A 13,301-nucleotide genomic window follows, 5' to 3' on the forward strand; every position below is an offset into this window, starting at 1 on the left:
TATGCTCACATGAAACCAAGTTCAAGTTGCGCCTCTTCACTCATCATGCTTCGATCCCAGGGCGGATCAAAAGTAATCTCCACCCTCACCTCTTTAACACCTTCAATATCCGAAAGCCTGCGCTCCACATCCTGCAGAATCTGATCTGCTACCGGACAACCGGGAGCTGTAAGAGTCATCACAATTTTCACCGTTCCATCCACATGAGTGATTAGTTCATAAATAAGACCGAGCTCATATATATTAACCGGGAGCTCAGGATCGAAAACCGTTCTCAGCCTTGCAATTACCTCGTCCTGCAAACCAGCAGCATCGTTAATTATCATAGTCTTACGCTTTTAATGAATTATAGGCAAACGCATACATCTTAATCTGCTTCAGCATGGAGAGCAATCCATTAGAACGAGTCGGCGAAAGATGCTCCTTCAAGCCTATGCGATCAATGAAATACAGATCCGCCTCCATTATTGCTGAAGGAGAATATCCCGACAGAACCTGTACGATGAGATTCACTAGCCCCTTGGAGATTATCGCGTCACTATCAGCAGTAAAATAGATCTTTCCATCTTTCATCTCCGGATACAACCAAACTTTAGACTGACATCCTTTTATCAGATACTTATCCTGCTTATATTCCTCATTGATTAAAGGAAGCTCCTTTGCAGATGTTATGATATGCTCATATTTATCTACCCAATCGGTAAGAAACTCGAACTCATCAATCAGTTCGTCTTGCTTCTCATTTATCGTCATACCGTTTAAATTAAGATTTGAATAGCCCTTTTCAAACTGGTCATAAAGAGATCAATCTCTTCTTTTGTGTTATAGACCGCGAATGATAAACGCAAAGTACCCGGAATTTGATAAAAATCCATAACCGGTTGGGTACAGTGATGACCGGTACGAACCGCAATACCCATTTTGTCGAGTAAAACACCGATGTCATAAGGGTGAGCTCCGTCTACGATTAAGGATATGGCACCTGCCTTTTTCCCTGCTGTGCCGATGATTTTTACCTCTGGTATCTCCGAAAGCCTTTCAGTAGCATACCGCAGTAGCTCGGATTCATGGCGCTCGATATTATCCAGCCCAACCTCCTTAATAAAGTCCAGCGCGGAAAGCAAGGTGATCGCCCCTTCAATGTGAGGAGTACCTGCTTCAAATTTAAAAGGCAGATCGTTGTACTCTGTACCTTCAAAAGTTACAGTCTTGATCATATCACCACCGCCCTGATAAGGGGGTAATTTATTCAGCCATTCCTCTTTACCATAAAGGATACCAATACCAGTCGGTCCGTACATCTTGTGACCAGAGAACACCATGAAATCACAATCAAGTTCCTGAACATCCACTTTTGTGTGCTGTACAGCCTGCGCGGCATCAACTAAAACGGGGATATTTCGCTCATGTGCCAGTCTGATCACCTCCTTAACAGGATTAACCGTTCCGAGACTATTTGACACATAGGTTAATGATACAATCTTCACCTTGTCATCCAAAAGCTTCTCATATTCATCCATCAGAAGCTCACCGGCTTCATTCATCGGAATGACTTTCAGAAAAGCCCCTTTCTTCTCACACGCAATCTGCCATGGAACGATATTGGAATGGTGCTCCATAGCTGATATCAGTACAGAATCACCAGGACCTAAACCATAAGACCCAAAAGCATCCGCTACCAGATTAATCCCATCTGTCGTCCCCTTCGTAAAGATCACTTCATAGGCATGCGCGGCATTGATAAACTCTGAAATCGCATTCCTGGTAATTTCGTACGCATCCGTTGCTTTCTGACTAAGGAAATGAACCCCCCTATGAATATTACTGTTTATAGTCGAGTAATAATCCGTTATCGCTTGAATAACAGCCTGAGGCTTCTGCGTTGTGGCCGCATTGTCAAAGTACACCAATGGCTTCCCATAAACACTTTGCTGCAACGCTGGAAAGTGCTTATGAATGGGTTCTCCCTTATATAGAAGTGATGTTTCGTTTTGATCTGTAAATGCTTCCATGAATTCTTTTTTCGACTGTACAAAAATTATGCAACAGTCAGATTCTCACTTTGGAGTTTTTTGAACAACAACTCTGAAGTATAATCTTGTAGTGCTGGTATAGTCAACCTCTCAAGTACTTCAAAAATAAATGACTGCATAATCATCTTTTTTGCCAGGTCTTTCCCTATTCCTCTTGCCTGAAGATAGAATAAGGCTTCATCGTTCATCTGCCCTATTGTCGATCCATGAGAACACTTCACGTCGTCAGCAAAGATCTCAAGCTGAGGCTTACTGTTAACTGTCGCGTTATCACTTAATAGCAAGTTGTTATTTTGCTGGAATGCCCTGGTTTTCTGGGCGTCTTGCCTTACAAAAACTTTACCGTTGAACACGGCATGAGAGCTATCAAGCAACACTCCTTTATACACTTCGTTTGTGTGACAATGAGGTGACTGGTGGTCTACCAACGTGTGATTGTCTACATGCTGACTGTCTGTCAATATGTACGCACCCAGAAGGTTTGTCTCAGTTCCCGTCCCCTGAAGTTGGAAATTCAGATCATTTCTAAGCAAACTTACCTCACTAAGCGAAATATTTGAGTTATTAACAACACTGTCGCGCGCCTGTAGTACCTCCCTGTGCTGAACAAAATAGGTATTTTCGCAAAGCGTATTGATCATGTGGGTGTGCAGTATCGCAGATTCATGAACATCCTGTTCACTTACATAACTGATAAACAGCGGGTGCACTACTGACTCTGAATGGTAGGTTTCAATAACCGTTGCCTCACTATGCTGCTCTGCGATGATCAACATACGATACGGTATAAATTCAGGGTGAACATTCACCGTAAACACGTGCGATACATGAACCGGTGTCTCTACTAGAGCATTCTTAGCGACATGAAGTACACTAATCTCTGTAAAAAAAGCCGTATTCAAAGCCAGCATAGACGAATCCTGTTCAGTAGCAATAGAAGCTATCTTCTCAGCAAAACGGGGCTCAGCAAGAACCGCGCTGGTCTCATAAAATGAAATTCCTTCGGGAAGAGCATCAGAAAGCTCTGGCGCATATTTTCCGTTAACCAATACAATATGGCTCGCCTCAAGGTTATCAATTTTATTCGTATTGGTAACGCTGTGGCTATGATCGATGGTCCATTGTAAGTCGTCTTTCAATGCTGAAGCCAGACTTGTAAACTTCCATTCCTCATTTTTTCTGGTAGGAAAACCCAATTCCTTGAACACAGAAAATGCATGATTACGCTTTCCAGTCAGACTCTCTGATTCAAAAGGCAATACCGTTGACTGCTTTTGTTCAAAACGATCAGTCAAATAATTATAAAACTTATTATACAATCCCTGTTTCATGTTGTGTTATCCAGTCATACCCTTTTTCCTCTAACTCAAGCGCTAACTCTTTCGTTCCCGATTTGATAATGCGTCCATCGTATAAAATGTGGACAAAATCAGGCACAATGTACTCCAGCAAGCGTTGGTAGTGGGTAATGATGACAAAGGCATTATTCTCGTTACGAAGCTTATTCACACCACTCGCTACGATCCGCAACGCGTCAATATCCAGACCAGAATCCGTCTCATCCAGGATTGCCAGTTTCGGATCAAGCATGGCAAGCTGCAAAATTTCGTTACGCTTCTTTTCACCTCCGGAAAAACCTTCATTCAGCGATCTGTTAACCAATGAAGATTTCAATTCAACCAGCTCTTGTTTATCTTTCAACAATGTCAGAAATTCCTTTGAAGTCAACTCTGGTAACCCCCTGTAAGCGCGAATCTCAGAAAGAGCAGTTTTAAGGAAGTTGATGTTTGAAACACCCGGTATTTCAATAGGATATTGAAAAGCAAGAAACAAACCCTCACGGGCACGATCTTCCGGAGCCATGTCCAATAGATCTTTACCATCAAGCAAAACTTCTCCTTCACCAACTTCGTACTCTTCTTTACCTGCTAATACAGATGCCAATGTACTCTTACCTGATCCGTTAGGACCCATGATTGCGTGAATCTCGCCAGCGTTAACTTTTAGGTTAATCCCTTTAAGGATTTCTTTTCCTTCAATCGAAGAATGAAGATTATTTATATTAAGCATGTTTTTATTAAAATTTATCAATACAACTATCCGACACTGCCATCCAGCGATATAGCCAGCAACTTTTGAGCCTCTACAGCAAACTCCATAGGAAGTTTGTTCAATACTTCCCTCGCATAACCATTAACGATCAATGCAACTGCCTTCTCACTGTCAATCCCTCTTTGGTTCAGATAAAACACCTGGTCCTCACCGATCTTGGATGTCGTAGCCTCATGTTCTACAATAGAAGTGCTGTTCTTACCTTCAATATAAGGAAACGTATGAGCACCACAACGATCACCGATCAAAAGAGAATCACACTGAGTAAAATTACGGGAATTAGTAGCATTGGAATGAATAGACACCAAACCGCGGTAGCTGTTATGACTGAAGCCAGCAGAAATACCCTTAGAGATAATACGACTCTTCGTATTCTTACCAAGGTGAATCATCTTCGTTCCGGTGTCAGCTATCTGCCTGTTACGGGTTAATGCCACTGAATAGAACTCACCTGATGAATTATCACCCTTCAAAATAACGCTTGGATACTTCCATGTGATAGAAGAACCTGTTTCCACCTGCGTCCAGGATATCTTAGAGTTATTTCCTTTACAGATCCCTCTCTTGGTAACAAAGTTATAAACACCTCCCTTACCATCTTTATCACCCGGATACCAGTTTTGAACGGTCGAGTACTTGATCTCCGCGTCGTCAAGAGCAATAAGTTCTACCACTGCGGCGTGAAGCTGATTCTCGTCACGCATTGGAGCTGTACAGCCTTCCAGGTAGCTAACATAGCTGCCTTCATCAGCAATCACCAGGGTACGTTCAAACTGACCGCTGTTCATCGCATTGATACGGAAGTATGTCGATAGTTCCATCGGACAACGGACTCCTTTAGGTATATAAGCGAATGATCCGTCAGAGAATACTGCTGCATTCAGTGCGGCGAAAAGATTGTCCCCAATAGGTACAACCGTTCCCAAATATTTCTTAACCAACTCCGGATGCTCCTGCACTGCTTCTCCAAACGAACAGAAGATCACACCTATCTCGGCCAACTTCTCTTTGAAAGTAGTCGTAACAGATACACTATCAAAAACTACGTCAACAGCAACTCCGGATAACATTTTTTGCTCATCCAGGGAAATGCCCAGCTTTGCAAATGTTTCCAACAATTCCGGATCAACTTCGTCTAAGCTATTCAGCTGTTTTTTCTTCGGGGCTGCATAGTAGGAAATTGCCTGGAAGTCCATCTCCGGAAAATCGAAGTTCTGCCAATCCGGTTTCTCCATTTCGTGAAAACGTTTCAACGCCTTCAGGCGATACTCTAACAGCCATTCTGGTTCATTCTTCTTTGCGGAGATAAAACGTATGGTATCTTCGTTCAAGCCCGGAGGTAGAATCTCCGTCTCGATATCGGTAGAGAACCCGTACTCATATTCACTCGTGGCAAGCGTTTCTAATAACTCTTGGTCTTTACTCATAGCTAACTTATTAAACCTATTTTCCAATCCAGGGATCTTGATGCCTCAAAACCTCTCAAAAAAATTCTGGCTTTTATTTAATGCAAAGTTACTACTTTTGCATTAAACAAGTAAAAACTTGGAAAATATTTATGCGAACAAATAGGTTCTTACAACTTTTAAAAACAAGAGGGCCTCTAAACGCCAAAGCCATCGCCACTGAACTGGGCATGACGGGCGAAGGGGCACGTCAGCACCTGATCAAACTGACCGAAGACGGCCTCTTAAAATCCACCTCCATTTCTAATGGTGTTGGAAGACCTGTGCAAATATATGAACTTACGGAATATGGACATGCTCATTTTCCCAACAACCATGCAGCGCTCAGCGTGGAGCTTCTTAACGCGATCAAGAACGAACTGGGGGAGAATGCACTTGACATCGTTCTCGTAAAGCGTGAAAAAGAAGCAGTTAAACGTTACACGGAACTATTAAAAGACGAAGTGGGGTTGTCTAACATTCTGGAAAAGTACACTCAGATTCGTTCCCAGGAAGGCTATATGGCGGAGTGCATAAAGGTTTCTGAACACGAATTCACATTGCTTGAAAACCACTGCCCTATTGGCGCCGCATCCAGCGCATGCTCCGGCTTTTGCCACTCAGATATGAAGATTCTGCAGCAGGTCCTGGGTCAGGGAGTCACCATTATTCAGGAACACACCATCGCACGCGGTCAGCGTTTATGCTCTTACACTATTATCTTGCCTGGATAAAATGACATTTAAATCAGTTTTCTCCCTGTTTTAATTGCCTTCAAAGCTTGAATCGTCGATATTGGATCCTCCGCACTGAAAACGAAGTTTCCCGCGACCAATACGTTTGCACCGGCCTCCATCAGCAAGGGTGCATTATCGAGATTCACTCCTCCGTCTATTTCGATCATCAAATTGTCGTTCACACCGATAGACAGATCTCTCAACGACTGCACTTTTTTATAAGTCTGCGAAATAAATTTCTGACCTCCAAAACCAGGGTTAACAGACATAATCAAAGCCAGATCAATATCTTGAATAACGTTCTCCAACAAGGAAACAGGCGTATGCGGATTGAGTGCCACTCCTGCTTTACAGCCTAACTTTTTGATAGCATCTACCGTCCTATGGAGATGTGTGCACGCCTCATAATGCACCGTAATCACAGAAGCGCCTGCTTTGGCAAATGCTTCAATGTATCGATCCGGGTCTGTAATCATTAAATGTACATCCAGCGGCTTCTTTGCATAGCGGTTTATAGCCTCAAGAACCGGAAATCCAAACGAGATATTTGGAACAAAAACACCATCCATTATATCGACGTGAAACCAGTCGGCATCAGAACTATTAACCATTTCTATATCACGCTGCAAGTTCGCGAAGTCAGCAGCAAGTACCGAAGGAGCAATAAGATAATTCATAATCAAAGATAATCTTTCGCCAGAGTTTTACTTTTTTTATTTGACTTCGAATAGTCGTTACGAATGACCACATCGCTCTCTGTTTCTTCTAAAAATGCCGAAAATTGATATATTTAATCGACATCAGAACTTATGCCATGAAAATAAATCTCTCCAGTCAGGAAGCAATTGCCCTTGAAAAAAAGTATGGCGCACATAACTATCATCCTCTTCCGGTAGTCCTAACAAAAGGGGAAGGCGTTTATTTATGGGACCCGGAAGGGAAGCGATATTTTGACTTCCTTTCAGCTTACAGCGCTGTTAACCAGGGGCATTGCCATCCGAAAATAATTACTGCACTGGTTGAGCAGGCGTCTCAGCTAACACTCACATCCCGTGCGTTCTACAGTTCCAAACTCGGAGAGTGCGAGAAGTTTATAGCCGAATTTTTCGGTTATAAAAAGGTCCTGATGATGAATTCCGGTGCCGAGGCAGTAGAAACAGCCATTAAACTTGCCAGAAGATGGGGCTATGTTAAAAAAGGCATCCCCGACCAAACCGCGAAGATCGTAGTAGCAAACGATAACTTTCACGGCCGTACCACCGGAATTATTTCCTTTTCCTCAGACCCAGACTCTACCAGAAATTTCGGACCCTATATGCCCGGATACACGAGCGTCCCGTATAATAATTTAGACGCTTTACACAAAGCAATAAGCAGCCCCGATGTGTGCGCTTTCCTCGTCGAACCTATTCAGGGAGAAGCCGGAATAAAGATACCCGACGAGGGGTATCTCAAGAAAGCGCATCAGCTTTGCCAGCAATATAACGTACTGTTTATTGCCGACGAAATCCAGACTGGCATAGCGAGAACCGGTAAGCTCCTGGCCTGTCATTATGAAGATGTTCGCCCCGATATCCTGATACTGGGAAAAGCACTTTCGGGAGGTGTGCTACCTGTTTCAGCCATACTTGCCGACGACGAGATCATGCTTACTATCAAACCCGGTGAACATGGATCCACTTTCGGAGGTAATCCACTAGCATGTGCAGTTGCTATGGCGGCGCTTTCCGTGATCCGAGACGAAAACCTCGCAAACAATGCTGAAAAAATGGGCGAAATTTTCAGGGCTGCAATGACCAACATGAAATCCCGATACCCACAGGTTATCTCTGCCGTACGCGGAAGAGGCTTACTCAATGCCGTTGAAATACTGCCTCAAAAAGACGGGCGTACTGCCTGGGATCTCTGCGTTTCCCTGAAAGATAATGGCCTCCTGGCTAAGCCCACACACGGTCATATTATCAGGTTTGCGCCTCCTTTGATAATAACCGTAAAACAAATGGATGAGTGTCTGCAAATAATCGAAAGAACCCTTGAAACTTATACCGCCCCTGTATGTTAATGATCATACAGCGTTAGTGGTACTTTATGAAAAACCGTTACTTAATTCTATTTTCCGCTCTTTTCATCGCATCAACGGCCATATCGAGAGCCCAATCAGTAGATTCAATCCTCGGTATGGGCCAGGAGATACTTCAAAAAGAACGCATCTTCAGCGTGAAAGGGATTGGTATGGCTTTCCCTATCGGAGGTGTATCCGATGTCTTGCGGCCCCGTTTTTCATCATCTATCGGTCTGCAGATCCTGGCAAAAAACAGGAAACACTTCCTCTACCCTTCTCTTGACTATCTGAACTACAAATATGATCAGATAAATTTAGAGTCCGACTATGATTACAAAACCAGAAATGCAAACGCTACCTTTTACATGGGCAGCATAGCTTATGGATACATGAAAAACATTAAGAAGTTCCGAATATTCGGATCAGCAGGCGTCGGAGCAGGAATCCTGAACGAACCAAGGTCGCGAATAGATGTCCAGGCAGGCGAAGTAAATTATAGCAACAAATCATCTCTGTCCGGAATTATCAAGCTCAATACGGGCCTCGACTACGGAGCACGGAGATTTAAATTTTTTGCGGAGTTAAGCTATATGCAAAACACCAGAAAGATACAGGGCCATAACCTGCAAACCTTCGCAGTTAACGTCGGAACGAAAACCAATCTATTCAGATTGGCCAGAAGCATAGACGGCATCAGAAAAAAATAATTAATACGTTGCACCTTCCAGATTTTAAATGCAACTTTGTAATATTAAGCATTAAGTCGGGAATGAAGAGAATCTACAGCCTTGTATCTATAATCATGTTGGTGGCGTTAACGTCGATCCAACTTGTACAAGCTGCCCATCATCACGACGAAGCGCATCACTTTGCAAAGCATTCTCGTAGCAGCTCTCAGGAAGACTTTCAGCTTGTAAGCCCAAAATGCTTTGTTTGCATACTTCACTCTCATCAAAGTTCAAGCGGAGCCATACTTCCTTCGGTAGTAAAAATATTCCACCATACAGCGCCTCTTTTAACGCTGCACGTGGAATTAGACTGCAAGGTTCATTCAAGTCACCTTTGCCGATCTTATAATAAAGGTCCCCCTATGCATGTTCCCTTAGTCTCACTTTAAAACATCTTTGATGGCTTTCAAGAGTTATCAAAGACAATTTGACACATCCGGAACATTTAAAAAATATGAAATTTAGGGTATTTACATGTATTACCCTCCTGTGCTATGGCCTGTCATCATCTGGTCAGACCAAGGGAGAGGCAACACGTGCTTACACTGTCAACGGTCTTGTTTCTGATACCGATACCAGGCAACCAATATCAGGAGCAAAGGTACAAGTTGGGACAAGCTCTGCGGTTACATCTGCAGAAGGCAAATTCACGATTAATAGCGTGTCGAAAGATAAAGCACTGGTAATTGTGCAGGCGCCAGGCTATGACTCCTTCCAGCAACAGGTGCGGCTCAGGCAGTCAGAGAAACTGAACATCTCACTACATAGACAGGATATCAAGTTGAACGAAGTGGAAATCACCGGCCACCGTTCTGCGGTTCCAACCTCTAATGCCACATCTACCATAAGTGGTGCAGAGCTCGATCGCACTCGGGGCGGCAATCTGGCGGAAGCGATTAAGGCGATCAGTGGTGTAAATATGCTTCAGACAGGAAGCACTATCGCCAAGCCGGTAATTCAAGGTCTTCACAGCAACCGGATACTGACCCTTAATAATGGGATCAGGCAAGAAAGTCAGCAATGGGGATCAGAGCATGCTCCGGAAATCGATCCCTTTATAGCCAGACAAATCACTGTCATCAAAGGAGCCGAAGCAATCCGCTACGGAGCAGAAGCAATTGGAGGTGTGGTTCTCGTAGAACCGCCAGCCTTACCGCACTCCTCTGAGATCAAAGCGGAGCTAAACCTCACGGGAGCCAGCAATGGCCGGTTAGGTGCCGTTTCTGGCATGCTTAGCGGAGGTCTCCCAAGATTCCCAGGCTTCGGTTGGAGAATACAGGGAACTGCCAGGCAGGCAGGAAATGTAAAATCCGCTAATTATTACCTCGAAAACTCGGGAATGAAGGAAATCAACTTTTCCGCAGCGGTGGGCTATAATACCGAACATCTGGAAACTGAAGTATACTACAGCCACTTCCAAACGGAACTAGGCATCTTTAAAGGAGCACATTTTGGAAATCTCGATGATTTGCAGGATCGCATAGCATACGGGCGGCCGCTTTTTGACGGAAGCTTCACCTACAATCTGGAAGCGCCACTCCAAAAAGTCAGCCATGACCTGCTCAAACTGAAGTCCCATTTCCATCTCGCAAACGGAGCTTCCGTCAATGCTATCTATGGCTTTCAGTCCAACAACAGGCAGGAGTATGATCTGCGCCGGGTGCTAAACGCCACTCCTTCGCTGAATCTGAAACTTCAGTCGCATACTCTCGATTTGAATATCGAAAACATGAGCGAGTCGGGACTAAAAACCATATTTGGACTCAATGGACTGATGCAGGTTAACAACAACGTGCCCGGAACGGGTATCACCCCCATGATCCCGAATTACGATTCCTATGGAGGAGGTGCCTACGGTCTAGCCAAATTGTTCAGGCGGAACTATGAACTCGAGCTCGGCCTCAGGTACGACTATCGTAATCTTGATGCTTTAGGATATAACCGCGAGGGGACCTTGTATGGCGACAAGCATAATTTCCATAACGTATCCGTATCTGCCGGGGGCGTCCTTCATGTCAACAATCATTTTCACCTGCGTAGTAATCTGGGAACTGCATGGCGTCCGCCTGTAGGCAACGAACTTTATAGCGACGGACTTCATCACGGCACCGGGTCATATGAGCGGGGCGACGCCAGTTTGAAGAGCGAGCGAGCGCTGAAATGGATCAACTCAGTAGAGTTCCATTCAGGCAAATTCAGTCTCAATGCAGACGCTTATCTGAATTACATTTACGATTATATTTATCTAAGTCCGGGCGACAGTTATTTCGAAAATATCCGCGGAACCTTCCCGATATACAACTATGGTCAAACGAATGCCCGCTTCATGGGCATAGACATGACCACAAGCTACAAGATCCTGCCGTTTGCAAAATATGAGCTAAAAGGATCCCTCGTTCGGGCAAAAGATATCCGGAACGATCTTTATTTACCCTGGATCCCATCAGACAGGGTGGATAACAGCATCCTCTTCAATCTTCCGAGCTTTAGCAAGCTTTCAAATAACTACATAAAACTTCAGCATCAATATGTTGCCGAACAGACGAGATATGATGAAGGATCTGACTTCACAGCTTCCCCTCCGGCATATCATTTACTTAATCTTGACGCAGGCTTTCAGGTCAAAGCCGGAAAGAACAAACTATCCGTCAACTTCTCTATTAACAACTTAACAAATAAGCTCTACAAAGAATACATGAACCGGTTCAGATATTACGCTCATGACACCGGTCGTAATTTCATTCTAAGGGCAACGTATAGAATTTAACGAAAAAACTTACATCACATGACTAAGAAAAATCAACTTCTGGCACTAGCATTCATCTTAATTTCAACTTTCTTCATGGCATCATGTAGCAAAGATGACCCTCAGCCGGAGATAGAACAAGAAGAACCGGATGCAGCAAAGCTCGTTTTCACCAAGCTTGATGCAAACGGCGATGAAACGCAAACCAAGGTCACCGTCAACTTCGACGAACTATCACATGACCACGATCATGCTCATGCTCATTCAAGTACTGCAACCGTTTCCTCAGAAGAAGAACATGATCATGAACATGCACATATCCACCTGGATCCCAACTCCACGTACCGTCTTAATATCGAAATGTACAGAGATGGTAAGATCATCAATGACGAGTTCATTAAAGCCGCAGACGAGCACCAGTTCTTTTTCTTTGCGAAAGATGCAGAAGGAAAAACAGTGTCCAATTTCATCAACTACGTGTATGAAGATAAAGATCAGAACAACTACCCTATCGGTCTTAAAGGTAAATTCTCGACCCTTGGTGCCGGAACGGCGAATATTCAGGTTATTTTAAGCCACGGACTAGATAAATCCAAAGTACCGGCGGGTGTTTTTAACTACGAAAACTACTCACTGATCGGCGACACCGATTTGGATCAAACATTTGAACTACATATCGAAGCGGAGTAATTAAATCACCGTATAACTCACGAGCCCCGCATATCAATGATGTGCGGGGCTTTTTCAATCACCATCTTCCTGAACCCCATTTGCCACTTCCGAAAACATTAAGTCAGCCAAACGTCTCCCTGCAAACAGCTAAAACCAACATACAGGAAACTTAAAGCCCTGCCGGATGTTGTAGCATTCGAATACTAATTTAAACCACATATTTATGAGCAGCATCACCCTTGAACAAGCCGAACGGCTATCCCAAGCAGCAAAAGCTAAGGCAAACGAAATAGGTGTACCCATGAACATCGCCATTGTTGACGAAGGCGCCAACCTGGTATCGTTTCACAGAATGGACAATGCCTGGTTAGGATCAGTCGATATCTCCATCAAGAAAGCCAAGACAGCACGTTTCTTTGATATGAACACCGGCGAGATCGGGAAGCTCTCTCAGCCAGGTGGCCCCCTGTTTGGGATTGAACATTCTAACGGCGGACTTATAACATTTCCAGGAGGCGTTGTACTAAAAGATGCTTCAGGGAAAATTGTTGGTGCGATAGGCGTATCCGGTGGTTCTGTTGAACAGGATCACGAGGTGGCTTCCGCAGCCCAACTATGATCCGCTACCTGTTTCACCATCCAGCCCCAATTTTGGGCACTGATCACATATAGGATCAAGCGGAATTCTTGGGGGGGAAATAAAAAAGTCGTTTTTTTGTAGATCATTTTAAAATCCCAAAAGAAGAATACCCTTGCAAGATCCATA

General features: G+C 44.0%; 13 protein-coding genes. 6 read left to right on the top strand and 7 right to left on the bottom strand.

All coding sequences use genetic code 11. From position 1 onward, the window contains the following. Positions 1 to 5: 5 nt before the first annotated feature. From B0I27_RS15305 to sufB, 6 genes are read right to left on the bottom strand one after another with little or no spacing between them, the layout of a single operon-like run. Positions 6 to 326: an iron-sulfur cluster assembly protein gene (locus B0I27_RS15305; protein ID WP_106294926.1), complete on the bottom strand. Its 321-nt coding sequence runs from the start codon at positions 324 to 326 to the stop codon at positions 6 to 8. A gap of 4 nt (positions 327 to 330) precedes the next feature. Beyond that, positions 331 to 753, bottom strand: a complete 423-nt coding sequence (locus B0I27_RS15310) for a SufE family protein (RefSeq protein WP_106294928.1) — start codon at positions 751 to 753, stop codon at positions 331 to 333. A gap of 5 nt (positions 754 to 758) precedes the next feature. Continuing rightward, positions 759 to 2,012 (bottom strand): aminotransferase class V-fold PLP-dependent enzyme, encoded by a 1,254-nt coding sequence (locus B0I27_RS15315; protein WP_106294930.1) that lies wholly within the window; start codon positions 2,010 to 2,012, stop codon positions 759 to 761. Between the two features lie 26 nt (positions 2,013 to 2,038). Further along, on the bottom strand, positions 2,039 to 3,364 hold the full coding sequence (gene sufD / locus B0I27_RS15320; RefSeq protein WP_106294932.1) for a Fe-S cluster assembly protein SufD: 1,326 nt from the start codon (positions 3,362 to 3,364) through the stop codon (positions 2,039 to 2,041). After that, a complete protein-coding gene (gene sufC / locus B0I27_RS15325) occupies positions 3,345 to 4,103 on the bottom strand; it encodes a Fe-S cluster assembly ATPase SufC (protein ID WP_106294934.1) in 759 nt (252 codons plus the stop codon). Before sufC ends, sufD begins: the two co-directional genes overlap by 20 nt. 26 nt (positions 4,104 to 4,129) lie before the next feature. After that, positions 4,130 to 5,572, bottom strand: coding sequence for a Fe-S cluster assembly protein SufB (gene sufB / locus B0I27_RS15330; protein ID WP_106294936.1), 1,443 nt, complete (start codon positions 5,570 to 5,572; stop codon positions 4,130 to 4,132). Between the two features lie 131 nt (positions 5,573 to 5,703). On the opposite strand from sufB, the gene B0I27_RS15335 reads away from it, so the two are divergent. After that, complete coding sequence (locus B0I27_RS15335; RefSeq protein WP_106294938.1) at positions 5,704 to 6,324, top strand: helix-turn-helix transcriptional regulator; 621 nt, start codon at positions 5,704 to 5,706, stop codon at positions 6,322 to 6,324. Between the two features lie 8 nt (positions 6,325 to 6,332). On the opposite strand, the gene rpe is transcribed toward B0I27_RS15335, so the two are convergent. Further along, a complete protein-coding gene (gene rpe / locus B0I27_RS15340; protein ID WP_106294940.1) occupies positions 6,333 to 7,004 on the bottom strand; it encodes a ribulose-phosphate 3-epimerase in 672 nt (223 codons plus the stop codon). Between the two features lie 137 nt (positions 7,005 to 7,141). On the opposite strand from rpe, the gene rocD reads away from it, so the two are divergent. The 5 genes from rocD to B0I27_RS15365 all read left to right on the top strand — a co-directional run bounded on the left by rocD (position 7,142) and on the right by B0I27_RS15365 (position 13,154). Further along, on the top strand, positions 7,142 to 8,389 hold the full coding sequence (gene rocD / locus B0I27_RS15345; RefSeq protein ID WP_106294942.1) for an ornithine--oxo-acid transaminase: 1,248 nt from the start codon (positions 7,142 to 7,144) through the stop codon (positions 8,387 to 8,389). 26 nt (positions 8,390 to 8,415) lie between these two features. Further along, a complete protein-coding gene (locus B0I27_RS15350; RefSeq protein WP_106294944.1) occupies positions 8,416 to 9,096 on the top strand; it encodes a hypothetical protein in 681 nt (226 codons plus the stop codon). Positions 9,097 to 9,571: 475 nt separating this feature from the next. Beyond that, positions 9,572 to 11,884 carry a TonB-dependent receptor gene (locus tag B0I27_RS15355; RefSeq protein WP_106294946.1) on the top strand — a complete coding sequence of 771 codons (2,313 nt, stop codon included), beginning with the start codon at positions 9,572 to 9,574 and terminating at the stop codon, positions 11,882 to 11,884. An 18-nt stretch (positions 11,885 to 11,902) separates the two neighbouring features. Next, a complete protein-coding gene (locus tag B0I27_RS15360; protein ID WP_106294948.1) occupies positions 11,903 to 12,553 on the top strand; it encodes a hypothetical protein in 651 nt (216 codons plus the stop codon). Positions 12,554 to 12,758: 205 nt separating this feature from the next. Continuing rightward, positions 12,759 to 13,154, top strand: a complete 396-nt coding sequence (locus tag B0I27_RS15365) for a GlcG/HbpS family heme-binding protein (protein WP_106294950.1) — start codon at positions 12,759 to 12,761, stop codon at positions 13,152 to 13,154. The last annotated feature ends 147 nt before the right edge of the window (positions 13,155 to 13,301 follow it).

This window comes from Arcticibacter pallidicorallinus (assembly GCF_003002875.1).
Taxonomy (GTDB): Bacteria; Bacteroidota; Bacteroidia; order Sphingobacteriales; family Sphingobacteriaceae; genus Arcticibacter; species Arcticibacter pallidicorallinus.